The sequence below is a fragment of the Paraburkholderia sp. CI2 genome (assembly GCF_014201055.1).
Lineage (GTDB): Bacteria > Pseudomonadota > Gammaproteobacteria > Burkholderiales > Burkholderiaceae > Paraburkholderia > Paraburkholderia tuberum.
Genome location: NZ_JACHDL010000022.1, coordinates 68,780 through 93,565 on the forward strand (window position 1 = coordinate 68,780; position 24,786 = coordinate 93,565).

20 protein-coding genes and 7 pseudogenes are annotated in these 24,786 nt (G+C 61.3%); 18 read left to right on the forward strand and 9 right to left on the reverse strand.

Annotated features, from left to right (window positions below; all coding sequences use genetic code 11):
* Positions 1 to 223 precede the first annotated feature (223 nt).
* From HDG32_RS26150 to HDG32_RS26160, 3 genes and pseudogenes are all read right to left on the reverse strand, one after another.
* On the reverse strand, positions 224 to 2,221 hold the full coding sequence (locus HDG32_RS26150; RefSeq protein WP_184071872.1) for a PhoX family phosphatase: 1,998 nt from the start codon (positions 2,219 to 2,221) through the stop codon (positions 224 to 226).
* 185 nt (positions 2,222 to 2,406) lie between these two features.
* A pseudogene (locus tag HDG32_RS26155) lies at positions 2,407 to 2,742 on the reverse strand (hypothetical protein); the annotation flags it as partial.
* Between the two features lie 95 nt (positions 2,743 to 2,837).
* A complete protein-coding gene (locus HDG32_RS26160; protein ID WP_184071874.1) occupies positions 2,838 to 3,767 on the reverse strand; it encodes a LysR family transcriptional regulator in 930 nt (309 codons plus the stop codon).
* 400 nt (positions 3,768 to 4,167) lie between these two features.
* Between HDG32_RS26160 and HDG32_RS37085 the strand changes: the two are divergent.
* From HDG32_RS37085 to HDG32_RS26180, 4 genes and pseudogenes are all read left to right on the forward strand, one after another.
* Positions 4,168 to 4,869, forward strand: a pseudogene (locus HDG32_RS37085) (winged helix-turn-helix domain-containing protein); the annotation flags it as partial.
* A gap of 1,105 nt (positions 4,870 to 5,974) precedes the next feature.
* Positions 5,975 to 6,353: pseudogene (locus HDG32_RS26170) on the forward strand (IS6 family transposase); the annotation flags it as partial.
* A gap of 359 nt (positions 6,354 to 6,712) precedes the next feature.
* Complete coding sequence (locus HDG32_RS26175; RefSeq protein ID WP_184033114.1) at positions 6,713 to 7,825, forward strand: BMP family ABC transporter substrate-binding protein; 1,113 nt, start codon at positions 6,713 to 6,715, stop codon at positions 7,823 to 7,825.
* 26 nt (positions 7,826 to 7,851) lie between these two features.
* Positions 7,852 to 8,388, forward strand: coding sequence for a nucleoside deaminase (locus HDG32_RS26180; RefSeq protein WP_184071876.1), 537 nt, complete (start codon positions 7,852 to 7,854; stop codon positions 8,386 to 8,388).
* Between the two features lie 350 nt (positions 8,389 to 8,738).
* Here HDG32_RS26180 and HDG32_RS26185 read toward each other — a convergent pair whose 3' ends face one another.
* Positions 8,739 to 9,806, reverse strand: a complete 1,068-nt coding sequence (locus tag HDG32_RS26185; RefSeq protein WP_184071878.1) for a purine nucleoside permease — start codon at positions 9,804 to 9,806, stop codon at positions 8,739 to 8,741.
* Between the two features lie 262 nt (positions 9,807 to 10,068).
* Here HDG32_RS26185 and HDG32_RS37305 point away from each other — a divergent pair.
* Positions 10,069 to 10,323: pseudogene (locus tag HDG32_RS37305) on the forward strand (DDE-type integrase/transposase/recombinase); the annotation flags it as partial.
* Here HDG32_RS37305 and HDG32_RS26195 read toward each other — a convergent pair.
* Positions 10,316 to 10,549 (reverse strand): annotated as a pseudogene (locus HDG32_RS26195) (GntR family transcriptional regulator); the annotation flags it as partial. The pseudogenes HDG32_RS37305 and HDG32_RS26195 overlap by 8 nt on opposite strands.
* A 191-nt stretch (positions 10,550 to 10,740) precedes the next feature.
* On the opposite strand from HDG32_RS26195, the gene HDG32_RS26200 reads away from it, so the two are divergent.
* Positions 10,741 to 11,082 carry a LysR substrate-binding domain-containing protein gene (locus HDG32_RS26200; protein ID WP_311540379.1) on the forward strand — a complete coding sequence of 114 codons (342 nt, stop codon included), beginning with the start codon at positions 10,741 to 10,743 and terminating at the stop codon, positions 11,080 to 11,082.
* 102 nt (positions 11,083 to 11,184) lie between these two features.
* Here HDG32_RS26200 and HDG32_RS26205 read toward each other — a convergent pair whose 3' ends face one another.
* Positions 11,185 to 11,517, reverse strand: coding sequence for a DUF72 domain-containing protein (locus HDG32_RS26205; protein ID WP_221307866.1), 333 nt, complete (start codon positions 11,515 to 11,517; stop codon positions 11,185 to 11,187).
* 421 nt (positions 11,518 to 11,938) lie between these two features.
* Here HDG32_RS26205 and HDG32_RS26210 point away from each other — a divergent pair, with 421 nt between their 5' ends.
* A complete protein-coding gene (locus tag HDG32_RS26210) occupies positions 11,939 to 12,538 on the forward strand; it encodes a LemA family protein (RefSeq protein WP_184071880.1) in 600 nt (199 codons plus the stop codon).
* A 51-nt stretch (positions 12,539 to 12,589) separates the two neighbouring features.
* A complete protein-coding gene (locus HDG32_RS26215; RefSeq protein ID WP_184071882.1) occupies positions 12,590 to 14,539 on the forward strand; it encodes a M48 family metallopeptidase in 1,950 nt (649 codons plus the stop codon).
* An 83-nt stretch (positions 14,540 to 14,622) separates the two neighbouring features.
* Here HDG32_RS26215 and HDG32_RS26220 read toward each other — a convergent pair whose 3' ends face one another.
* Positions 14,623 to 15,540, reverse strand: a complete 918-nt coding sequence (locus HDG32_RS26220) for a mechanosensitive ion channel family protein (protein ID WP_184071884.1) — start codon at positions 15,538 to 15,540, stop codon at positions 14,623 to 14,625.
* A 438-nt stretch (positions 15,541 to 15,978) separates the two neighbouring features.
* Between HDG32_RS26220 and HDG32_RS26225 the strand changes: the two are divergent.
* The 6 genes and pseudogenes from HDG32_RS26225 to HDG32_RS26250 form a co-directional block, all read left to right on the forward strand.
* Positions 15,979 to 16,302: pseudogene (locus tag HDG32_RS26225) on the forward strand (hypothetical protein); the annotation flags it as partial.
* Positions 16,295 to 16,552 (forward strand): AlpA family transcriptional regulator, encoded by a 258-nt coding sequence (locus tag HDG32_RS26230; RefSeq protein ID WP_184071886.1) that lies wholly within the window; start codon positions 16,295 to 16,297, stop codon positions 16,550 to 16,552. The pseudogene HDG32_RS26225 and the gene HDG32_RS26230, both read left to right, overlap by 8 nt.
* A 241-nt stretch (positions 16,553 to 16,793) precedes the next feature.
* Entirely contained in the window at positions 16,794 to 17,279 is a 486-nt protein-coding gene (locus HDG32_RS26235; RefSeq protein WP_184071888.1) for a type VI secretion system tube protein TssD, read from the forward strand.
* Between the two features lie 12 nt (positions 17,280 to 17,291).
* Positions 17,292 to 17,810: a DUF2778 domain-containing protein gene (locus HDG32_RS26240; protein ID WP_184071890.1), complete on the forward strand. Its 519-nt coding sequence runs from the start codon at positions 17,292 to 17,294 to the stop codon at positions 17,808 to 17,810.
* Positions 17,791 to 18,057, forward strand: a complete 267-nt coding sequence (locus tag HDG32_RS26245; protein WP_184071891.1) for a hypothetical protein — start codon at positions 17,791 to 17,793, stop codon at positions 18,055 to 18,057. Before HDG32_RS26240 ends, HDG32_RS26245 begins: the two co-directional genes overlap by 20 nt.
* Before the next feature lie 10 nt (positions 18,058 to 18,067).
* Complete coding sequence (locus HDG32_RS26250; RefSeq protein ID WP_184071894.1) at positions 18,068 to 18,328, forward strand: hypothetical protein; 261 nt, start codon at positions 18,068 to 18,070, stop codon at positions 18,326 to 18,328.
* Positions 18,329 to 18,599: 271 nt separating this feature from the next.
* Here the strand turns inward: HDG32_RS26250 and HDG32_RS26255 are convergent.
* Positions 18,600 to 19,133, reverse strand: a pseudogene (locus HDG32_RS26255) (SDR family NAD(P)-dependent oxidoreductase); the annotation flags it as partial.
* Between the two features lie 115 nt (positions 19,134 to 19,248).
* Between HDG32_RS26255 and HDG32_RS26260 the strand changes: the two are divergent.
* Complete coding sequence (locus HDG32_RS26260; RefSeq protein WP_090811886.1) at positions 19,249 to 20,223, forward strand: LysR family transcriptional regulator; 975 nt, start codon at positions 19,249 to 19,251, stop codon at positions 20,221 to 20,223.
* Positions 20,224 to 20,422: 199 nt separating this feature from the next.
* Positions 20,423 to 21,280, forward strand: coding sequence for an MBL fold metallo-hydrolase (locus HDG32_RS26265; RefSeq protein ID WP_184071992.1), 858 nt, complete (start codon positions 20,423 to 20,425; stop codon positions 21,278 to 21,280).
* A gap of 82 nt (positions 21,281 to 21,362) precedes the next feature.
* Here the strand turns inward: HDG32_RS26265 and HDG32_RS26270 are convergent, their stop codons facing one another.
* Entirely contained in the window at positions 21,363 to 22,295 is a 933-nt protein-coding gene (locus tag HDG32_RS26270; RefSeq protein ID WP_184068182.1) for a LysR family transcriptional regulator, read from the reverse strand.
* 189 nt (positions 22,296 to 22,484) lie between these two features.
* On the opposite strand from HDG32_RS26270, the gene HDG32_RS26275 reads away from it, so the two are divergent.
* Together HDG32_RS26275 and HDG32_RS26280 are read left to right on the forward strand one after the other, a co-directional pair.
* Positions 22,485 to 23,285 (forward strand): putative hydro-lyase, encoded by an 801-nt coding sequence (locus HDG32_RS26275; protein ID WP_260336601.1) that lies wholly within the window; start codon positions 22,485 to 22,487, stop codon positions 23,283 to 23,285.
* 149 nt (positions 23,286 to 23,434) lie between these two features.
* Entirely contained in the window at positions 23,435 to 24,742 is a 1,308-nt protein-coding gene (locus tag HDG32_RS26280) for an MFS transporter (RefSeq protein WP_184071898.1), read from the forward strand.
* The last annotated feature ends 44 nt before the right edge of the window (positions 24,743 to 24,786 follow it).

Sequence of the window (24,786 nt, forward strand, 5' to 3'; positions counted from 1 at the left end):
CCCCGTAGTCGCTGACTATCACCACGCAGTTGCCTGAATGCAGGTCTATGTCACAGTTCGAAGAGTGTCTTGCGAACACACAACTTTGCCTCCCGGCTCCAATAAAAAACCCCCTCCAGAGAGGGGGCGATGAACCGCTCGCGAACCGTGCTTTTCGTATCGGATCAAAGCACCATCAATTTCCCCACAATGAGACTTGCGAGGATCTCTGCGAGCCTTGCCGTCACACCAGCTTGATCGATGTCGGGTCTGCTGTCAGATAGCCGACCGATGCGCCGAAGCGATCCCTGTAATTCGCGCGCACAAGCGGATCGAGCGTGTCCCTGAGCGCCTGCGTATGCTGGCTGCCCCAGTCGCCGGCATGTTGGAAGTTGCTCATGATGTAGGTCCAGCCGTTGAGTTCGTCGACCGCATGCAGACCGGTCGATTCGGCGCCGGCGGGTGTCGACAGCAGACGCGTGAGCTGCTTCGTGTCGACGTTGTACGCCCACAGGAAATTGTTCACGTGGTAGCCGCTGTCCTCGCCGATAAAGAGCGTGCGCAGCTTCTCCGAGAATTTCAGGTTGTCCGGGTTGGCGACCAACTCCGGGTCGGCCTTGTTGCCGAGCGCGTCGGCGGCGATGTCCTTGCCGACCAGCAGCGCGCTGGTGTGCACCGGCACCCACTCGCTGTTGATCGCGGCACCCTGGTTATCCTTCTGGCCGCCCGCGAGCTTGTGCTGAAGCACGCCGCCGGCGTTGATCGCGGCGTCGACGGAAATGTTGCTCTCCGCGTTCCAGCCCTTCGCGTTGCCCTTCACCATCGAGTCGACGATGTTCTGCAAAGCGGAGTACGCGATCTTGTCCTTGATGTTGACCGTCGTCCCTTCCATCTTTGTGAAGCCCATGCTGCCGCCCGCCAGGTAAGCGTAGCGATGGGTTTCGAGGAAAGCCGCAACCTTCTCCTTGCCCGGCATGATCCTGACCCACTGCGCGGTGCCGCCGGCGAAGATCTTCCGGTAGTTAGCGTCGGCAGGATCGGTCCACTTGACGTCGATGACGTCCTGCGGCCGATTCGACTTCGCCATGGCCTCGACTTCCGCGCTCGTCGCGTGACCCAGCCTGATCCACGTCAGGTCCGCGCCCGCCGCGGCCGGATCGACCGAGAAGCCCGCGCCCACTTTCGCCACATACAACGTGCCGGCCGACAGGTCCTTCTCGTTGTCCGCCACGAACATGAAGAGGCCGCTGTTGGTCGCGTCGTCGCCCATCAGGACCGTGCGGTTGTCCGGCATCACCTGCACCAGTTCGTGCGAAATGCGCCCGAGGCAATAGTGCTTTCTGACCGAGCCGGTGCCATCCGCCTTGACCGTGATTTCCGGCAGATGACCATAGAGATACGGGTTGAAAGCAATGTTCGTGTTGCCGTACAGGTTATCGTTGAACGCCTTGTACTGCGCCAGATTGCTCGAGCTGGCCGTGAACGCATCCGGCTCGTATTCCTCGCTCGACAGATGCGTGTTCCACGGCGACAGGCTCGCGCCGCAGGTGATCCACAGTCCATTCGCGGGCGACGTGTCGACGTTGTGATACTTGACGAGCGTCAACTTGCCGGTGGCCGGATCCTGATCCAGCGTCAGCACCGCGATCGGCGACGGGAGGCGGCCATACATGTCACTGCCGGACTGCGAGCGCGTCGTGTATTCGAACTGGACCACAGCGAACACCGTGTTGCCCTTTACGCCGGCGACCTTCGCGCCATCGATCTTCAGCAGCGACGTACCGTCCGGCGAGTCCGAAAAGAACTGGCGCCGTTGCGCGGGCACCGAATCGTCGTCGATCGGCTGGTTGTTGATGTCGAAGTACCCGCCTGCCAGCACGGTGCCGCCGTTGCCGTCCGGGACCAGATCGCCGGTCATGAAGAACGGCTGGTACGCGAGTTTGTAAGCCTTTTGGGAGCCGTCGGAATACGAAACCGTCAGGCCTGAGCCGACCGTGGTGGTTGCCATCAGCGACGGGTTGGCGAGCGACGGCGCCGGCATGCTGGTGAAAGACGCCGAAGTGAAGTTCGCGACCGGGGTGGCAGGCGTAGTAGGCGTGGCGGAATTGGCCGACGGAGTCGCCAGATCGCCGCCGCAAGCGGTCAGCATCGACGCCGTGGCGATGCCGCCTAGCGGCAGCATCGGCGCACCGGCAAGTAGTTTAAGGGCCTTGCGGCGGGAAATGTCGAACGGCTCTGCCATGTTGTCGTGATCCAGGGTTCGGGTAGCGTGGGTGAATGCACAGCCGGCACGCAGTCAGCCCCAAACCACATGGTTCACGCTCGCGCCGCTATGACGCGAGGATTCTATGAAGTTAATATGAAAGTATATTGACAGGCTTTAGTAATTTTTGAGTCAGCCTGGTCAGCCGGCCTGCCCCGCCTCCAGCCCGGGCGGCGAAATTCGTTTTCGACCCAGGCCACGGCGCTCGCCTTGCTGAGCTTGAAGCTGGGCGCGACCTGCACTTGCGCCAACTGCTCGCCGAAGGTGTCGAGCGCGGTCAGCAGCGCGTACGGTTCGATGTCGTCCGCAACGATGTCCAGCGTGATGTCGAGTTCGTCATTACCGTCCGCGCTCGCCACCCGCACTTCTTTATGGAGTTGCGCACGCAGTTGCTACTCATGGCGGCGCAGGACTTCTGAGGCGGTCTTCACCAGCGTGTTGAACGCCGACGTGTCGAGGGGTTTCGGATCCTTCTTGTTGCGGCCCATCGTCCACGACCCACAAGGAACAGTTGGATTTCTCCGCAACGGACGTTCAAGCGACTGGAAACGTTAAACCTCGCAAATAGCCAGGCACGGGCTGTAGTCGATCCGGGCTAAGCTTGACGCGCCCACGCAGTCTGATGCTGAGTCGCCCCGTTGCCTCCAATCTCGCCCATCAGATAATCGATGAACGACGCTATTCGCGAAGAAACGGCTGTATTGCGGTAATAGACAGCATGGATTGGCTGACGGACGTCCTTGGTCTGACGGGCGAGGATCTGCACGAGACGCCCTGTTTCGCGGTCCCGGTCGGTCATGAAATCCGACAGGCAGACAACGCCCACGCCTTCGAGCGCCAGTTGACGAAGCGTCTCGCCGCTCGATGAACTTGCCTTCGGCTCGATACGGTACGGCTCACCGTCGGCACCGAGCAACGGCCAGACATTGAGCGACTCCGGTTGTGTAAAGCCCAGCAGTACGTGCTTGCCAAGATCAGCGACCTCGCGCGGATGTCCGTGCGCCTCAAGATAGTCGGGACTCGCAAGAACACGCATGCGGCTACTGCCAACAAGCCGGCTATGCAGCGTCGAATCCTTGAGTCGGCCAATTCGAATAGCGACATCGGTGCGGCTCTCGAGTAGATCGATGATGCCGTCGTTCGTGTTCAGCTCCAGGTGAACGTGCGGATAGCGCACGCGGTAGCCTTGCACAAGCGGTGCGATCACGTGCAGCATGAAAGGCGACGCTGCATTGATCCGCAGGAGCCCCGATGGGTTTTCCCGCCGCGCGACCATCTGTTCCTCCGCGCTTTCCACGGAATCGATGATGGTGCGCGCGTGTTGAAGGAACGCGCGCCCTTCCTCGGTCAGCTCCATCCTGCGCGTGGTCCGGCGCATCAAGGTCGTTTTCAGCTTTTCCTCGAGGCGCCCCAGCGTCCGGCTGGCCGCCGACACTGTCAGGTCGAGATGTTGGGCAGCTGCCGTCATCGAGCCGGTATCGACCACGGCCATGAAAGTCGCCAATTCGTCGAGGGTGATATTCATTCTTGATTTTCTTTCAAAAGAATTTTGTTTGTAGACCAGTTTGTGAACAAAAGTAAAGCTGGCAGACTCGGTCCGTCAGAATCCTCAATTCCTTCGCGAGGGAATACAGCCGCCGGAGGGCGCAGGCGCGCTGTCGAGTCTGGTGAGACAAAACTTTCTCCAATGTCACGGAGATTTGATAAATCAAACAGGCTGTTTCTGGAGACATACGCCGCGACGTTCAGGCTTGCGCAGACCAGGCGGGCAACTACTCTGCTTAGCCGGAATGCGACTGACATCGGCATAAGCCGGCGCGCAACTCCCCTCGATCAATGCGAGCACAAACATGACGGTTACCGAGCGACCCGCGAATTACGGCACCAGCATGATCGACCTGGGCCGGTTTCAGATCGATTTGGAGATGCGGACGCTGCACCAAAGCGGCACGCTCGTACCTGTCGGATCTCGCGCCTTCGATATTCTTGCCGTGCTCGTGTCGGCCGCTGGACGACTCGTTACGAAAGACGAATTGTTGGATAGTGTCTGGCCGAAAACCGTCGTCGAAGAAAACAATATCCAGGTCCATCTGTCCGCGTTACGCAAAATACTTGGTGAGGATCGCAACCTGATTGTCACGATCCCTGGTCGCGGGTATCAGTTGCGACAACGACCCGTTGAGAGCCGGGCTCCTGCGGTCGAGTCCCGAGCCTTCAGACGTAGCCTGCCGCTACGCGAAACCCGGCTCACAGGCCGCGACGCAGCCGTTCGGCAGATCAGCACGTTGATCCAGACTACGCAGCTATTGACGCTCACTGGAGCCGGCGGTATAGGGAAGACGAGCCTGGCTATAGCGGTAGCACGGCAGGCATCGAACGATTCTTCCCGCGCTGTGTGTTTTGTCGAACTTGCCACGGCAACAACCGAAGATGCGGTCCTATGCGAGGTCGCCGAAGCATGCGGGCTGTCCACGCTCGATGCTGCAGTCGACATTGCGCAACTGGCTGCGGCGGTTTCCGGCAAACGTCTGCTCCTCGTGCTGGATAACGCCGAGCATGTGATCGACACCGTCGCGCGGATCGTCGACGCACTCGTAGCGGCAAGCGAAATTCTGCGTGTGATGGTAACGAGTCGTGAACCGCTTCGCCTGATGCAAGAGACGGTGTACCGGGTCGAGCCACTCGACGTGCCGTCTTCGCATTCAACCCATGCGGAGATCGTCCAGTTTCCAGCGGTAAAGTTGTTTTTGCTGCGCGTCAATTCAATCCAACGGTATGCATACGCCGGCTGCGAGAAAATTCATCTCATCGGCGAGATCTGCCGCCGGCTGGACGGCATTCCTTTGGCGATCGAGCTGGCAGCGGCGCGCGTCGCCGGCCTCGGCGTTGAGGGTGTTCATCGCTATCTGCACGACCGTTTCAGTTTGCTGACGGGCGGCTACCGGACCGCTCTGCCACGCCATCAAACCTTCCGTGCGACGTTCGACTGGAGTTTCTCCATACTGAATCCATGCCATCAGTTACTGTTCAGGCGCCTCGCGGTATTCAGCGGCGGCTTTACGTTCGATGCGATGTGCGCGGTGGTGTGCGACGAGAAATACGCTGTGGCGGACGCGGTCGGCGGCATCGGCGATCTGGTGGCGAAATCGCTCGTCAACATTGAGCTGAAGGGGCCGGTAAGCAGGTATCGCCTTTCCGATTCGGCACGTGCCTATGCGCTGGAGAAGCTGCATGCGGAAGGCGAGCAGAGGCTGATCGCGGCGCGCCATGCACGCTATGTCTCCCATTGCTTGCGACCGTGTCTGGCTGACAGTGTCGCTGAACAATTGGACCTGGAGATCGATTTCCGGCAGTCGCTGGATGATGCACGCAGCGCTTTCGATTGGGCGTTCTCGCAGCATGGCGATACGCGGATTGGAGTCGAGCTCGCGGCAGGTCTCACAGAGGCGCTGCTCGACGCGGGCCTGATTCACGAATGCTGCACGCGTGCCGAGCAGGCCATCGATGCGCTTGAAGAACTGCCCCTTGCCTCGGTGGACTCAGACACCGAAATGCGCGTACGTGCCACTCTCGCCTCGGCATTGATCTATGCTCAGGGGCCCGTGTCAAAGTCGGCACAATCGTGGACGGAAGTGCTGGCTCTTGCTGGCGATACAGGCAACGGTTCTGGTGCAAATAGTGAAGGTGAATCGGTTAAAGCGTTGCCCCCCGACCCGATCTCATCATCCGACAATGAGCAAGCTCAAGAGTATGGACGAACTGTTCTCAGGCCGCCACTTCAACCGCGACGATCATTCTGTGCGTGCGCTGGTATCTGCGCTACAAGCTCAGCCTGCGTGATCTTGTCGAGATGATGGCCGAGCGTGGCCTGTCGCTGGCCCACACGACGATCCTGCGTTGGGTGAAGCGTTACACGCCGGAGTTCGTCAAGCGCTGGAACCGTTTCGGCGCGCCAGCGGGCGCGTCATGGCGTGCCGACGAGACTTACCTGAAAATCCGCGGCAAATGGGTCTATCTTTATCGGGCGGTGGATCGGGCGGGTCAGACGGTTGACTTCCTGCTCAGGGCGAAACGTGACGTGAAGGCGGCCAAAGCCTTTTTCAGCGAGGCAAGGGCAAGCCGCCAAAGACCATCACGCTCGATGGCTATGCCGCCTCACACCGTGCTGTGCGGGAGATGAAGGCCGATAAGAAATCTTTTCTATAGGAACCATCTCTTCAAGACCGTCTATTTGCACCAGAACCCTCGCCATACCGCCGCGTAGTGCCCCTGCTTTGGCGCGGTCTCCTATTCGAACTCCGCGATCCGCAGGCCAATTTCCCAATGGCTTCATATCCATTCCGTTATACAACACATAACGAATCAATATTTCGGCCTTGATATTGACTCACCATCATCGCTGACGCGACGCAGCCAGTCGTCTGGACGACTGGCGTCGTCTCCTTCCAGTTCCCCATCTTCGGAGACTCCATGAGAACAAACTTCGCTCGCGCGGTGGTGCGCTCACTGCGCCCTGCGGTTACGCTTTTAGCCGCGCTTGGCATCTATGTCGCGTTGAGCCCCACTGCCACCGCCGCGGTGCCGATGGGCGTCGCGTTCGTCTACCTCGGCAACCCCGGTGACGCTGGCTGGACCTACGCACACGAACAGGGTGTGAAGGCGATCGAAGCGAGGTTCGGTGACAAGATCAAGGTCACGCGCGTCGAGAACGTACCCGAATCCGCTGACTCGGAGCGCGTGTTTCGCGACCTCGCGAACAAGGGCAACAAGATTATCGTGGGCTCGAGCTTCGGATTCCAGGACTTCGAACTGAAGACTGCAAAGGATTATCCCGACGTCGTCTTCGAGCATGCGACCGGATACAAGAAGGCCACGAACTTTGCGACCTATGACGTGCGCACGTACCAGAGCGCCTATCTGGCTGGGCTCGTCGCCGGCTATACGACGAAGACGAATACGCTCGGCTTCGTCGCCTCGGTGCCGGTCCCGGAAGTGGTGCGCAACATTAACGCCTTCACAATGGGTGCGCGTTCGATCAATCCGAATGCGAAGGTAAAGGTCATATGGATCAATAGCTGGTTCGATCCAGGCAAGGAGAAACAGGCGGCCGAAACGCTGATCGGCCAGGGAGCCGACGTGCTGATCCAGAACACCGATTCGACGGCGACAATGCAGACTGCCGAGCAGAAGAATGTGCACGCGTTCGGTTGGGACTCGGACATGAAGAAGTTCGGCCCGAATGCCCAACTGGGCGCATGCGTGAGCTACTGGGGCGTCTACTACTCTCACCTGATCGAACAGGTGCAATCCGGCACGTGGACCAACGCGCCGACGTGGTGGGGTCTCAAGGAAAAAGCAATCGACCTCGCTGACATCAACACTGCAGCCGTATCGCCTGCCGCGCAAAAGGCGCTGGCGCAAAAGCGCGACGACATTATCGCGGGCAGATTCGATCCGTTCTCCGGACCGATCAGGGATCAGAATGGCGCGATCAAGGTGGCAGCCGGCACGTCGCTGCCCGACGCCGAGTTGCTGCGGCTCAACTGGTTCGTGCAGGGGGTCGAGGGCACGTTGCCGAAGTAACCCAGCCAACCTGGAGGAGACACACTTTGAGCCTTGCCATTTCCCCGAAACAGAACGCGTCGGCGTTCCCTGAGCAGGGGCTCGCGCCGACACGCGAGCAGATCGTCCGCCATCTGCGTCATGCAAGCGTCATCGCAGAACGTGCGATGCTGTTGGGCCGTCACCCGTTTGGCGCCATACTCGTCGGGCCCGATCAGGAGTCGGTTCTAATAGAACAGGGCAATGTCGATTCCGTCAATCATGCGGAAGCGGTGCTCGCGCGTATCGCCGCGCTCAACTTTACGCCGCAATTCTTGTGGGGTTGCACGCTCTATACGACGGTTGAGCCATGTTGCATGTGCGCAGGCACGGCATATTGGGCCAACATTGGGCGGGTGGTTTTTGCAATGACGGAAGAGCGCCTGCTGCAAGCCACGGGCAATCATGCAGAGAATCCCACGATGAGTGTGTCGTCGCGGTATGTCTTCGACCATTGCCAGAAGCGCATTGAACTGGTTGGGCCCGTGGCCGAGGTCGAGGAAGAAGTGATGCAGGTGCAGCGCAGGTTCTGGGGACGCCGATGAGCATGGCGCATCGCGGCCTTATGTTCGCATCATGCCGCGCGCGGAGCCGCCACCTCCCGCACAGCGGCCGCCGCAGCCACCGCGCCCGCAGGGCTCAGTTCGGGCCTTGCGCAGTTGCGGCCGTTCGCCGGATCAGACCACCCGAACGTACCTCCACGCTGAGGTAGGGGCACAAATGCTGAGATGGCGCGGTCAGATCCCGTCAGGTCGCATGCCAGTGCTCCGAGCACACCACCGGTCTGCGTTGGCGTAGGCGTGGCCACTGCTCGCGCCGCGGCAGCAGACGACAACGGTGGGCACGAGCGCTGTGCAGACCGGCACGCGGTACCCTCCACCACGCCGCAAACGCGCTACCGCTGCGGTACGCCGTCGCGCCACTCGCCCCAATGCGTGACGATGTCCTGCACGAGCGGATTGCCCGTGAGGAACAGATTGTCGATCGCGATCGTGAAGCCGCCCTGCGACGAGTAGTTGAGCAGATTGTCCGCACTCGACTGGCCCGCGTACGGCCGGTCGAAGTCCGAACCAGCGCGCAGCACCGCGACACGGTTCAGGTCAACGCGATGCACGGTCGCCGCGCGCGTCAGCGCCTCGAAGGTGGCGTTGTCTTCCTGCTGCGTCGTGCAATAGGTGCCCTTGCCGTCGGTCAGGATCTTCGTCCATTGCCGCGCGCGCTCGCCGAGATCGGTGCCCGACCACCAGGTATCGCCCGCCAGCGTGTCGCACTGGATCACGGTCGGCGGACGGTTCGCGGGCGCATAGTTGTATTTGGCGCGGGCAGCCTGCGCCTGTGCGTCGTCGGTCAGCGTCACGTTGTGCGACAGCGCGAATGCCGCGTTCGAAAGCGCCGGATTGAGCTGGAACACTTCGGTGCGATAGTCGAGCGGCGGCTTCTGCGTCGGGCCCGTCGTGTTGATGCCGAGATAGCCGGTATTCCAGCCCGGCGGAATTTCGCGTCCGTCGATTTCCCATTGAATCCCGAAGTCGACGAGCCAGTTCGCCCACGCAGCGGAACCGACGGTGCCCTGAAGCGGATCAATACCAGCGATGCCCGCCACCATGAAGTACGTATGACGCAAGTCGAAACGCGGCGAGAACGTCAGCGCCATGATCGACGCGGCGGCATTCGCGTGCCCCATGCCCGTCGTCATCACGCAGACCTCCTTGCGATTGCAGTGTACGGCAGGGTAGTCAGGAGACAGGCCCGCGACGGTGATGTCCTGCCACGGGCCGAGATGATCGAGCCACACCTGGCCTTCCGGACCGAACATCGAAATGATCATCACCTTGACCGGCCGGCCATGCGACGCGCCGTCGTCCTGCGCGAAGCTGTCGTCGGCATGCGCGATGGCCGGTGCAGCTGCCGCGCCTGCCACGAGCAACGATGAAATCGCTGCACCAAAAGCACGATTTAGCATAAGAGGTCCCACCTGATATGTAAGAACTGCGGTTGCGAAACGTGAGTCGCGTGCCGTGTTGTCGACTGACGTCGTGGTTTTTTGTCGGCGTGCAGCGTGGGACCTGGGCGTGAGCCGTTCAGGTGACAGTGAGTATAAGCAGAGAAAAATCTGTATTGCCAGGCGGCGGCGAATTTTGATGCGGACGAAACGGCAACGGCGGACACAATGTACAGCGACTGGTTCTGGCGCAAATAGTGAAGGTGAATAGATTAAAGTGTTGGCAACCAAACATCAGGGCAAGCCGCCAAAGACCATCACGCTCGATGGCTATGCCGCCTCACACCGTGCTGTGCGGGAGATGAAGGCCGACGTCGAGCAGGACCACCGCCACATCAAGTCGCGGACGAATGTCATGCTCGGCTTCAACCGTTTCAGGAACGCCGCGATCACTCTTGCAGGCATTGAGTTGACGCATCGCATTCGCAAAGGCCAATTCAACCTGGCGAAGCTCGGCCTCAAAGATACCGCCGCGTGAGCACACGTTGTGCGCTCAACTCGCGCAACACGCGCGAAACGGTCATGCGTGCGACTCCGGACTCCTTGACCAACTCGGTTTCCGAAGGGATTGCGTCTCCAGGCTTCCAGGTGCCATCGGCTATGCGCTCGATTACATAGCGCTTTATCTGTTCGTATGCTGGCGCAAGCTTGCGCTGCAGCTTCAACCGCTTCGCCTCTCCACCCGCCCGCGCCGCCTCAGTCATGACTGTCCTGGTTGCACCGTGAACGATTTGCGCGGCGCCGCGCGACGCCAGCCTCAAGTACCGACCGCCCCGGTAGCGCGCCAATCGCGGTTTCATCTTGTCTAGACAAGATGCGGGAAGTCGAATTTTGGCGCAAGCGCAATTTCTGAAAATGTCGCCGATTCAGGGTATCCACCAGGTCAGGGTCTCGGATCTGGCGCTTTACCCCGCCTGGCGGCGAACGCACAGTGGCAGTCACGGGTAATCGCATCAGCGACGATGCCGATGCAGTTCGTCGCTGGGCGATAGCCGGGGAAGGCCTTGTCTACAAGTCGCGACTGGACCTCATCGACGATCTGAAGGCAGGTCGACTGGTGGAGTTGTTTCCGCCGGCGTATTGCGAGCCTTCGCCGCTGCACTTGATTTGTGCTCACCGTGCGCAACTGACACCGACGATCAGCGCGTTGAATGCCTTCCTGCGCGAGCGCTGCTCTGCATTGCTGGCCAGCTACCCCTCGGGAGGCTCCCGCCACCGACAGCAATCCGCCAGGTGAACCAGCCGTTGGAATGACGACTTTGTGTGTTGCGCGAACGGCAACTCCCGGCCGAACTGCGCCTTCCGAGCCCCTACCGTTCGGCGTTGAGCAGCCGCATCATCATTCCCACGTTGCGCCGAGCGACATCCCGATAGCAGTTATTGACAAGACATGCGTGCGCCCGACGTTCTTCGCTACTGCCTCGATTTCCGGCGCGAGCGCGCGCAGATCGTCCTCGGAGTACGCCTGGTTGAACCGGTCGGCGGCCGAGTCTGCGCCGCTCCAAGTCTGCGCGTTGCGGCCATGCAGCCGCACGATCGCGAGCTCCGGCGCATCGACAATGACGTGCACGATCCCGCGCTGCCTTTCCATTGCGAGCGTCGACTCCCGCTCGTTCTGTTCGGCAAGAGCCTCGGCGCCGCGGGGGTGGAAGCGCCTGTCGACCAGTTGCATCTCGCCGACGACGTTGCGCTCGCGGTCCGCGCGAACGTCGCGGTCATCACGACGCTCTCCGCACGGATCGCCATCGTGGAAAAGCGTCTTCGGGAAAACGTCGCACACACGCGGACTGCGCCCTCTTTACTCCAGTACCCGGCATTGGACAAACGCTTGCCACCGCGATCGTGCTGGAGACTGGCACGCGCCGCCTTCGTGCCGGAAGCCAGTCAGGCCGTAACCAGGTCAGCCCCGATCTTTGTCGCGGGATAGAAGTCAAGATCTGGAATGAAAGGAATTGATGGAGCACGCTTAATTCGCACCCTTTGTCTTATAACAGTTTGACGAATTGATTGAATTAAATGTCATTTCACTTATCCTGTTTCCATAGTCGCGCGATGGTCCAAACCAGCAGTCCTCTCGTCGGAGGTCACAGCCAATGAGTCCCGTCGTCGTCACCCTGCTCGTGCTGCTGGGCGTCGGGCTACTGCTCGCGCTCCGCCTCATGGGCATCTACAACGGGCTAGTGGTCGCCCGGAACCGCTTCGCGAACGCCTTCGCCCAAATCGACGTGCAGCTCAAACGCCGCTACGAGCTGATTCCGAACCTGGTCGAAGCGGTCAAGGGCTACATGGCTCACGAGAGGGAGACGCTCGACGCCGTCATCAAGGCCCGCAACAGCGCGATGGCAGCCGAGCAGAAAGTCGCCGCCAACCCCAGCGACCCGGCGGCCATCAGGGGGTTTAACGAGGCCGAGGCCCAGCTCGGCGGCGTTCTGGGCCGGCTCTTTGCGCTATCTGAAGCGTACCCGGACCTCAAGGCCAACCAGAACATGCTCGCCCTGCAGGAGGAACTGAGCTCGACCGAGAACAAGATCGGCTTCGCCAGGCAAGCCTTCAACGACGCCGCCACCGACTACAACAACCGGCGCGAGGTCTTCCCAGCCGTCATGGTGGCCGGCATGTTCGGTTTCAAGGAAGCGTCACTGCTCGAAACCACAGAGGCCGAGCGCGCAGCGCCCAAGGTGTCGTTCCGGTAACCCGGAACCGCCACATTCCGTGCGCTTCACGCTCTCAAAACCGCGCCGACCATGGCCACCAATTTCTTTCAGCAGCAGGATTCGGCACGGCGCAAGACCTTCCAGCTGGTGGTCTATTTCGTCCTCGCGATCCTGATTCTGATCGCCCTCGTGTACGGTCTGTTGGTGGCGCTCAGCATGTATGGCGCTCACGAGCCAGTGTCTTGGTGGCAACCTGACATGCTCCTGCTCGCGGCGCCGGCGGTGGGCATCCTGGTCGGCGGTGCCAGCGCGCTCAAGGTGGCCCAGCTCGCTTCTGGCGGGCAGGCGGTCGCCTTGATGTTGGGCGGTAAGGAGGTGCCCGGCACGACCACCGACGCGCGGCAGAAGCGGCTGCTCAACGTCGTCGAGGAGATGGCCCTCGCTGCGGGAGTGCCGGTGCCCCCCGTATATGTTCTGCCGGAGACCGGCATCAATGCCTTCGCGGCCGGCTACGCCCCGGGCGATGCTGTGGTCGCCGTCTCCCAGGGCTGCCTCGACTACTTGACCCGTGACGAGCTGCAGGGCGTGGTGGCGCACGAGTTCAGCCATATCCTCAACGGCGACATGCGGCTCAACATCCGGCTGATCGGCCTGATCTTTGGGATCATGGCGTTGTCCATCATCGGCCGCAGCCTCATGTTCGCGTCCCGCGGACGCTCGTCGGGAAGACAGGATTCCCGCGGCGGCATGGTGCTACTGGGACTGGGCGTGTTTGTGCTGGGACTGGTGGGAGCGTTCTTCGGTCGGCTGATCATGGCAGCGGTGTCCCGGCAGCGCGAGTACCTGGCCGACGCGAGCGCCGTCCAATTCACGCGCAACCCCGACGGGATTGGCGGGGCGCTCAAGAAGATCGGCGGGCTGGCCGAGGGGTCGCGCATCGACACCCCCCGGGCCGCCGAGGCTGCTCACATGTTTTTCGCCAACGCCTTCGCCGGCGAGGGGTTCGCCGGACTGCTGGCCACCCACCCGCCCCTCGTCGAGCGCATCCGCCGGCTCAATCCCCCGTTCGACGGCCAGTTCCCGGAGGTGCGACCGGTCGATGTCGATCGGGAACAACTCAAGGGCACCCGCCCCAGCCGCGTCCCGCCGTTCGCCGGGGTTCCCACGTTACCGGGGCTCCCGCAGGTACCTATGTCGGTCTTGGGCTTCGCCGCCGATGCGGCGTCCCGCGTCGGCCACATTGATCCACAAGTGATTGACTACGCCCACGAGCTGCACGACAGCATGCCCGGGGTGCTCCGGGTCGCCGCACAGGAGCCGTTCAGTGCTCGCGCCCTGGTCTATGCTCTTCTCATGGACCCGCGGGCGGACCTGCGGGAACTCCAGCTGACCCAGCTGAAGGCCGACGCTGAGCCCCAGGACTTCGCGGAAGCCTTGCGGCTGGTTGTCCCTGTCCAGGTACTGCCGGACACGCATCGGTTGCCGCTGCTGGACCTGACCTTGCCAGCCCTGCGGCAGATGTCGCCGCGCCAGCACCGGGCTTTCCGCGCCCAGGTCGAGATGCTGGTGATCGCCGACCAGCGGCTGAGCCTGTTCGAGTACACGCTCCGCTGTGTGCTGCATCGCCATCTCGACGCCCAGTTCCTGCCGCAGCGTCAGACGCGTCCAATGCACAGTTCGCCGCAAAAACTGGCGCAGCCGGTGGCGACGGTGTTAGCGCTGTTGGCCTGGGAAGGCCAGCCGGAACCCGACCAGGCCGCCCGGGCTTTCGATACCGGCATGCGCGGCTACATTGGCGGCGACCACACCCACCGCTTGCCGCCCCGCGAGAAATGCACCCTCGCCGGGTTCGACGCGGCCCTGCAAACGCTCGATCAATCCATCCCGGCCATCAAGCAGCGGATTGTCGCCGCCTGCGCGGGCTGCATCGTGGCGAACCAGCAGGTCACCGTCCGTGAAGCGGAGCTGCTCCGCGCCGTTTGCGACACGCTCGACTGCCCGCTACCGCCGCTCGTCGCGAGCGAATCGGACAGACGATGAACGACATTGCATGCAGGGTTTTGTCGCGGCAAGGAACGCAGAACAACTGCGATCGCTATGCCGCGGGATCGAAGAACCGGGGGTTACGCCCCCTGCTCCGGTTTTCTGATCGCGGATGACCCTGCCTGACCGGCGGCTGCGCCGGTGACCGACGCGGCCGTCGCGCTCGGCACGATGTGCAATTCACGGGTGCGCAACGGCAGCGAACATTGCGCGTCGGTCAGTGTTTGACGCACCCGGCGCGCGAGTTCCCAGCGCATGGTCCAGAACATGTCCGTGTTCGACCAGACGCGGATATTCAGCACCGCCGTGCTGTCGTCGAAGCGGATGACCATCACCTGCGGCGCGGGATCGCGGAGCGCACGCGGGTCGGCGGCGGCGAGCGTGCGCAGCGCCTCAAGCGCGCGATCCACATCGTCACCGATCGAGATCTCCACTTCGAGATCGAGCCGGCGCATCGGATTACGGCTGAAGTTGCGGATCGAATTGCTCCACAACGCGCTGTTCGGCACGTATTCGCAGATGCCGTCGGGTTTGGTGAGACGCGTCGTGAACAGATTGACTTCGTCGACCGTGCCCGCGACACTGCCGGCTCCGCCCTCGATATAGTCGCCGACCTTGAACGGCCGCAACACTAGCAGCATGATGCCGGCCGCGATGTTCTGCATCGTGCCTTGCAGCGCGAGTCCGACCGCAAGACCGGCTGCGCCAAGCACGGCAATGATGCTGGCCGTCTGGATGCCTAACTGCGACAGCGCACCGACGATCGCGACAATGCGAATGCCCCACAGGCCGATGTCGCAGAGGATCGGTCGCAGCGTGGCGTCCATGCGTGATTGACGCGCAAGGAGCCGGCTCAGCGACATCGAAGCGCGGCGCGCGACCCACCATCCGATCACCAGTATGCCCGCAGCGGCGCCCAGACGAATCGAGAACGCGGTGAGCATATCCAGCAGGAAGGCCCATCTGTCCGAACTGATTTCGACGAGAAGATTCTCCATGTGTCTTGACGATCCCTATATTGGACAGCGGATAGATTGCCGCGCGCGAGCATCGACGGTATATGTGGACGAACTCGACTGGCTTCCGGGAATTTAACCAGATAACTTCCGTTTTGGGCATTTTCAGCGGTTAAAGCTGCGTGTTTTTTCCGAGCTGTTATCCAGATCGCTTCTGTCGTAACGGCAGCCGCCCGAGCTAGCGGCTGCCCGCCCCGAGTTCCGTGAACGGCCCCGCCGGCGTGACTTCGAGGAGACGGAAACGATGTCCTCACGCCCCGTTCGACCTTCTCTGCAGGCGTTTCGATAACCACTCAAGATACCCACAGAAACTGGGCACAAGCCTGTGGACAACAGGCTCATGACTCACTCAACTCATTGAGCGCATTGGTTTTCACTCGCATGCTTCCGATAGGTCGGCTGCGTCGCGGCCACACGCGTGTCGGACGAGCCGCCGTCGCCGCAGCGGCGCTCTCGCTCACCTTCATCGTGCGCGGCGCGCTGCACGTACCGATTGAAGGATCGGTCGCGCTCTTTCTCGCTGGCGCGGCGCTGCACCTGTTCGCCACCACTTCGATGGGCATTTTCATGGCCACGCTCGAGCGTAGCATGCCGCAGTTCGCCCAGAACGTCATGCTCGCCGCGCCCACCACGCATTTCGTCGAGCTCGGCCAGGCCATACTCTTTCGTGGCGCGGGCATCGCCGTGGTCTGGCAACCCTTCCGGTGGCTCGCGGCGATAAGAGGTCACGCAGCGCATGAATGAGCGCCTGCTATGCCGCGCCGAGGTCGAGCAGCGTATTGGCCTGACCGGATCGACGATCTATCTGAAGATCGCGCAAGGCAAGTTCCCCAAACCCATCAAGGTCGGCGTGGCGGCGGTGCGCTGGCGTGAAAGCGAGGTCAATCAATGGATCGCAGATTGTGCGGCAGGCACATTGCAGCACAACCCGGACTCAGGCAAGGCGCAGATAAAGCCGCCAAGGAAGGCGAAGCGCCAGCGATCCGAGACCTGATCGCAGGACATCCACCCGACCCGCATCGCGCGGGTTTTTTGCCTGCGCGCTGCGCTCGATCAGATCGCAGTCACACTTCCGATGTTTGTTAAATCACGTCAAAGTATTGATAGTGCATAGCATCCCCGTTGCAAATGCTTGCGTAGCCGGGTAAAAAATTGTCCGTTCGTAGCGCATACCTAATTAAAAATGAGGTCGTAACCATGCAGCGCTCATTTAACCATTCAAGGAAAAATTCAAGATGCCAATTCCTGCCCATATGTGGCTGAAAGATGATGGCGGCGCAGACATCAAAGGCTCGTCAACCGTTCAGAATCGCGAGGGAAGTATTGAAATTATCGGCTTCAGCCACGGCGTGAATCTGCCGGTTGATGCGGTTAACGGCAACATCACCGGCGCGCGTGCGCACTCGCCGATTGCGTTCGAAAAGGAGTTCGATGCGGCGACGCCTTATCTTTACAAGGCCGTGGCGAAGGGGCAAACGCTGCAGTCCGCCGAGATCAAGTGGTATCGCATCAACGATGCAGGCAAAGAGGAAGTCTATTTCGTGATGACGATCGAAGGTGTGAAGGTGTGTGGCATCAACCCCGGCATGGCTAATACCAGGCTGGCGCAGGCATCCGCACTCAATCACGTTGAAGCGGTCTCCATGATGTACGACCGCATCACGTGGCATTACCTTGACGGCAATATCAAATACACCGATTCGTGGAATGAGCGCGGATAAGGGGGCGTGACAATGGCCTATCAGGGTAAGTTTTTGGTGAACAACGAGCAGTTTTCACCGCTCACAATTTTCGGTGTCGGCACGTTCGACGCGTATTCTGGAAACGATCAATACCGCAATCGCGGTGGCTGCACGGCTGTGCCAAGTAACGGTCCGATCCCTGCCGGAAAATACTGGATCGTAGACCGGCCCACTGGCGGTATCGGGTCTCAAGCTTGGGCTTCGATAAAGGACACAGTTAATTCAGCGATTGGGAGTGCGGTACATCATCGCGAATGGTTCGCACTGTATCGGGATGATGGACTCATTGACGACGTGACATGGATTAATGGTGTCAAGCGCGGACAATTCCGGTTGCATCCGGCAGGTGGCGAAGGTATTTCACTCGGCTGTATTACGCTTCCGAGCCGCACGGATTTTCTGAGAATCCGTAACGCGCTGCTGCACACCATGACCATTCCTGCCGGCAATTCGGGGCTTCGCGCCTACGGAACAATTGAGGTCATCACGTATGGCAACACTTGTCCGTAGGCTGTTCAAGGTGGCGCTATTTGTCGGCCTGTTTTGCCTTTCCGTGCCCTACGTCCACACATACCCTATACCGATGCCGGAAAGGCAGGCGCTTGCGTGGTTACACGCTGCAAATCGGCTTGGCATTCGCGACCCGGATGATTTATACATCCCGGTCATGCTGCTGGCTGATCTGCTTGTGGCGACGCTTGCCTATGTGGTGATCATGAGGCTATGGCGGCACTGTCGCGGCAAAAGGCAACGTTGAGAAATAGCGAGTGACGAGCGCACTTGTCCGCAGGCTGTTCAAGGTCGCGCTGTTTATCGGGTTGTTTCTTATTTCCGTTCGTTATATCCCGCTATCCAATAAGTGGACAGCAAGCGAAGCGCGTGCGTGGTGGCGTGCTTCGGATTGGCTCGGTATTGAAGATCCCGGCGATTTGTATTTCGTGGTGTGGCTGTCTATCGAACTGATCGTGGCAGTGCTCGCCTACGCGGTGATCATGAGGCTATGGGGGCGCTATCAACGCAAAAACTAACAGGGTCGATGAGCGGCGATCAGGCCGAATTCATTCCTGCGCGGTCCCGTCCAGTCCGGCGCGTGATGATCGCGTTGCGGGGGTTAACTGGTGGGTCAGAAAGTGCGCGTTTGCTCAGAGACTGGCGGGACAAGGCTTTGCGCGGCGCGCGCGAATTTTGGTCTGGAAGGCGATCCCTTCGATGATCCCGGTGATATCCGCGATTCTGGTGGAACTCGTCCTGATCTCGCTCATCGTATCGACCATCGGCGGTGCTCAGCGCAATTTTTCAAAGGCCGAGTGGCTTCAACTCCGCGTGGAGCGCTTCCGTAATGCCTTCGACGGCGAATTTCGTCGAGCAATGCACCCCGAATCCCGCCGCCGAGCGATAGCCGCCGATCGAGGACACGTTGTTCACATGGCCCGAGCGCTGTCCCCGCATCACTGGCAGCACCGCACGCGTGACATTGAGCAGTCCAAAAACGTTGGTGTCGTACCTGCGACGCACGTCTGCGTCGGCCGATTCCTCTACGGCTGCGAGCAGTCCGAAGCCGGCGTTGTTGACCAACACGTCGATCCTGCCAAACTTTGCCAAAGCTGCCTGCGCGGCTCTTTTGGCCTGCTCCTCGTCAGTTACGTCGAGCGCGACCGGCAACAGCGCAGGTGATTCGCCGAGACGCTCAATGATCGCCCGAACGTTGCGTCCCGCCGCAACCACTGCATTTCCGTCCGCCAGGGCCGCTTGTGCGATCAGTGCGCCCAACCCGCGTGAGGCGCCCGTAACGAACCAGACGCGCTTGAACCGGTGCTGCGTAGCGTTGCTCATGATTTGCTCCCGTTTCGTGGTGAATGTGAAGAGAAGCATAGGGCGCGCGATTAACAGCCGCCATGCATCGAATGCTAGACTCATAATCAACCAATATTTGCGAATGGAGTCAGCCATGAACGAGGTCCGGGCGATTTCGGTGTTCGTCCGGGCAGCAACGCTCGGCAGCTTCCGTCGGGCAGCCGCAGACCTGGGCATCTCGCCGCAGGCCGCGAGCCACGCGGTCATGCAGCTCGAAAAGTCGCTTGGCGTCCGGCTGTTTCATCGGACAACGCGAAAGTTGAGTCTGACCGAAGAGGGGCAAAGACTATTGCAAGGTGTCGAGCCAGCGCTCGCTATGTTGTCGTCCGCGATTGACGATGCTCGCCGTTCAGGGGAAGAAGTTGCGGGGCCCCTACGGATAAGCGCTCCGACGGCGCTCGGGCGAACTGCACTCTGGCCATCGATCCTTGAGTTTGCGGCGCTATACCCTGACGTGCAGATCGATATTCGCTTCGACGATCATTTCACGGACCTCGTCAGCGATCGCGCCGACGTCGGCTTGCGCGGCGGGTCCCCGCCTTCCGAGGGGGCGATTGCCAGGCGACTGCTACCGATTCAGTTGATCGTATGCGCGTCGCCAGCCTATCTCGAACGGTACGGCACGCCGAAAACCGTGGACGAGCTCGATGCGCATCGTTGTTCTGGATACCGGCGTGCGAACACCGGCAAGCAGGCGCCGTGGGAATTTATGGTGGGCGGGGAGATTGTGTATCGGGAGATGGCTGCTTCGGTCTGTTCGAACGATATCGACGCGGAAACCGAAGCGGTACTGGCCGGCGTGGCAATTGGGCAGCTTGGAAGCTTCTCGGCCGTCTCACACATCCGGGCTGGACGGCTCGTGCCTTTGCTCACTCAGCATTTGACCCAGCGCGAGTCGATTTACGTCTACTACCGTCGCCGGACGGAACAACCGCTCCGCGTGAGAACCTTCATCGACTTCATCGTTGCGCGCCTCGCGGACAACAGTCAATTTTTCCTCACAGCAGAGGAGTTGGTTACTTCGACGAGCAGAAGCGGCCGCGCCAGGAGCAGACGAAGTGCCGCGTAGGGGTGTCTGTTGCGGCAAGCGTAGCCAGCCGTGGTAATTCATGCGCCAAACGCAGACAAGGCTTCGTCGCGGGACAAGGGCGTGGCGAACGAGCCGTTTCCGCCTGTACATCAATGATCGTGTAACAATCCCTCCAACGACCGCGAGACGCCAACGAGCGTCGAGCCGGCGGATGCGCACGTCAGCCCGGGAGCATCAGATGAAGCCCATACGTAATGCCGACTCTGCTTCAGGAGAGTGGTACATCGACACTGCATGCATCAATTGCGGTGCATCTCGTCACGTCGCGCCTGGGCTGATTGTCGAGCGCAACGACAAGAGTGTCTTCGTTCGGCAGCCGGCCACACCGGAAGAGCAGCTTGATGCCTGGCGTGCGGTGCTCGTATGCCCTACGGCGTCGGTACGCAGCGAAACGAAACAGCCTCGTCCGAACGCAGCGATCTTTCCGCAGCAGATCACATCGGGCGTGTGGCGCTGTGGATTCAACGCACGGTCGTCGTTTGGCGCACATTCTTATTTTGCCGCGCGTCCGGCAGGCAATCTACTCATCGACTCCCCGCGCTATGCGGCGGAACTCGTGAAATGGTTTGACGGCGCTGGCGGTATTGCGCACATTCTGCTGTCGCATCGTGACGACGTCGCAGACGCGGACAAATACGCGCGTCAATTCGGCGCGCGCGTCTGGATTCACCGCGAGGACGTGTCGGCCGCCCCATATGCGACGGATCTGCTCGACGACGGTTCAGCACTGAACATTGCGGCCGGCGCGCGCGCGATCCCTGTACCCGGGCACACTCGGGGTAGCGTCGTGTACCAGCTCGATGATCGCGTGCTGTTCTCGGGGGATTCGCTTGCCTGGAGCCCACGCCAGCAGGACCTCGTCGCGTTCAGGGACGCGTGCTGGTACTCGTGGACAGCGCTCACCGAATCGCTCAGCAAGTTGGCCGCGTATCGCTTCGAATGGCTGCTTCCTGGTCACGGTTGGCACGCGCATTTGCAGGCTGCGGAAATGAATGCCCGCTTGCTCGCATTGGTTGCACGCATGCGAAAGGACTGAATTCGCTGTTTTTCGCTAAAACGCGTCGTCCTTGCCCCTGTGGAAACGTCTGAACTCGAACAGCACGTGCAAGAGCCGGGCTCTATAGCCGCTCGATCAAGCGTCGGTCTCCCTGCTCGCAGTATTCATGACACGCCGCACGTGCCGCGTTCGCTGCGCCGTGCACGAAAAGCGGCGCATCCGCGCGTCGGGACATCGACACCACGATGGACGGCGGCGAGGGCTGCAGCGGCAGTTCGACCACCTCGCCTCGCGCGATCAGATCATCGACGAACAGACGCGGAATTGCCGCCACGCCGAAGCCATCGCGCACGAGTTGCACGATCACCGAAATCGATGGTGAACCCGTAATGCGCGTATCCGCGAGCGGCACGCCGTTGGCGAGTGCGAGCTTGCTGACGATGTCCTCCAGCGCGCGATGAGGCGCCGTCCCGCGCCCGAATGTGAGGATCGGATGACGCAGCACGCGTTTCGCGAGTCCGCTGCGCGAAGGCGGTAGCAGCCCCGCGCGCGCGATCCAGTGCACCGGATAGTTCGCGAGCGCATCGCAGACGATCGATTCCTCGTCGCTGCCTTCCACGCGAACGATCAGATCGAGTTCGCCCGCCATCAGACGCCGCTGCAGCACCACGCTCACGTCCACCGCAAGCTCCACTTCGAGCTGCGGATAGTCCTTCGAGAGCCGCCGCAGATAGTCGGCAAGCCAGCTATGCACGACCGTCTCGATCACGCCGAGTCGCAACTTGCCGCGCATCGCGCCTTCATGTGACGCGGCGGCCTGCAACTGGCGCGTCGCCTCGACCACGGCCTTCGCGTAGCCGAGCAGATATTCGCCGTTCGGCGTGAGCCGAAATTCGCGGCTCTCGCGATCGACGAGCACGGTATGCAATTCGTCTTCCAGTGCCTTCAGGCGCTGCGAGATCGCCGCCGGCGTGGCGTGAAGCGCGGTCGCCGTAGTGCGGAAACTGCGCAGCTTGGCAAGCGTAACGAAGGTTTCGAGGAAGCGCGTATTCATCAGTCAAAGGTGGGCAATGCAACGGGAGCAAACCGCTCCAAAAATCTCAACGTGACTCGGGAAAACCCGCGATTCCGTTAAGAAATTCTATTCACCTGGCGCAAAGAAAACTAGCTGGCGTCAAATTTTCTTCTTTTCTATGCTTCGCCTGACGGTAGGCAAAACGCATCGCCCACCGCAGACAATCCGATGCAACCGCCAGAGCACGCCAACACCATGACTCCATCCGAATTCCGCCAGGCCGTCCGTCACCGCGACTTCCGTGGCCCGACGGCCGGCCATTGCGGCGACTACGCGCAAGCCAATCTCGCGATCCTGCCCGCTGCGCACGCGCACGATTTCCTGCGCTTTTGCCATGCGAATCCGAAGCCATGTCCGCTGCTCGGGGTGGGCGAGCCTGGCGAGTTCCGCGTGCCGATGCTCGGGCGCGACATCGACATCCGCACCGACGTGCCCGCGTACAACGTCTATCGCGACGGCAACCTGAGCGAGCGCGTCGAATCGATCGAAGCGCTCTGGCAGGACGATTTCGTCGTATTTGCAATTGGCTGTTCGTTCTCGTTCGAGCACATGCTCGCGAAGGAAGGCATCGGCCTGCGCCACGTCGAAGAAGGCCGCAACGTGCCGATGTACCGCACCAGCATCCCCAACCAGCGGGCGGGCGTGTTCGGCGGCGACCTCGTCGTGTCGATGCGGCCGCTGCGCGGCGCCGACGCGATCCGTGCCGTGCAGATCACGAGCCGCTTTCCGGGCGTGCATGGCGCGCCCGTGCATATTGGCGATCCAGCGGAACTCGGCATCGTCGATCTCGCGCGCCCCGAGTTCGGCGAACCGGTGACGATCCGCGCGGGCGAACTGCCTGTCTACTGGGCTTGCGGCGTGACGCCGCAAACGGCACTGATGGCCGCGAAGCTGCCGCTCGCGGTTGCGCACGCGCCGGGCCACATGCTGATGACGGATATCACTAACGCGTCGCTGGCTATTTTCTGACCGTCCCGGCGGCGCGCCGCGCCGTCGTGCAACAAGCGATTCACAGCACCTTGAAGCCATCGGGCCGCGCGGCCCGGAGGGAATGACGCATCCCTACGTTCGTGCGTGGCTTCGATCGTTTCCCATGCGTCTATCCATAGGAGCAGCAGATGGACAGCAAGACACTCACGGCGAGCGTCGACGATGCCGCCGACATGAAGTCAGGAACGGGAAGCCCGCAGCTTTCCTGGTATGCCGAAGCCGGTCCGCACGCGCGTCGCGCGTTCTGGAGTTGCAAGGTCGGCTACATGCTCGACGGCATGGACACGCAGATGCTTTCCTTCGTCATCCCGACGCTCGTCGCTACCTGGGGCATCTCGCTCGCGGACGCCGGCTTCATCGGCACGTTGACGCTGCTGTCCTCTGCGCTCGGCGGCTGGATTGCCGGCATTCTTTCCGATCGCATCGGCCGTGTGCGCACGTTGCAGCTCACCGTCTTGTGGTTCGCCGTGTTCACCGGCCTATGCGGCCTCGCGCAGAACTACGGCCAGTTGCTCGCGGCTCGCGCGTTGATGGGCTTCGGCTTCGGCGGCGAGTGGACGGCGGGCGCGGTGCTGATCGGCGAGGTGATCCGCACGCGCGACCGCGGCAAGGCGGTCGGTCTCGTGCAGTCGGGCTGGGCGCTCGGCTGGGGCATGGCGGCCCTGCTCTACGCGGTGCTGTTCTCCGTGGTGGCGCCTGAAATCGCGTGGCGCGCATTGTTCCTGATCGGAGTCGTGCCTGCCCTGCTCGTGCTCGCGATCCGCCGCTATGTGAAGGAACCTGAAGTATTCGAACAGGCCAGGGTTCAGCAGTACGACACTCAAGACACGCCGCGCTTCACTGAGATCTTCTCTCCCAGGCTGCTTTCGACGACACTGCGCGCCGCACTGCTTACGACGGGCGCACAGGGCGGCTACTACGCGATCACGACGTGGCTGCCGACTTTCCTCAAGACCGAACGTCATCTCACGGTGATGGGCACGGGCGGCTATCTGGCGACGATCATCGCGGGCTCGTACGCGGGCTATCTGTGCAGCGCATGGCTCACGGACCGCATCGGCCGCAAGCCGAACTTCATTTTGTTCGCGCTGGGCTCGATGGCGATTGCCTTCGCGTATACCTCGTTGCCGCTCACGAATGCATCGATGCTGTGGCTCGGCTTTCCGCTCGGCTTTTTCGCGTCGGGCATTTTTTCCGGCATGGGCGCGTTTCTCACCGAACTGTTTCCGACCCGTGTGCGCGGCTCGGGCCAGGGGTTTTGCTACAACGTCGGCCGCGCGATCGGGGCGCTGTTTCCGGTGCTGATCGGCGTGCTGTCGAGCCGCTTCGGCCTGGGCACGAGCATCGGGATTTTCGCCGTGGCCGCGTATGGCGTACTGATCATCGCCGCGCTTACGCTGCCCGAGACGCGCGGTCGCGAACTCGAATCGGCCTGATTTTCATCTTGCGCACACCACTACCACTTTCGCATCACGACCAC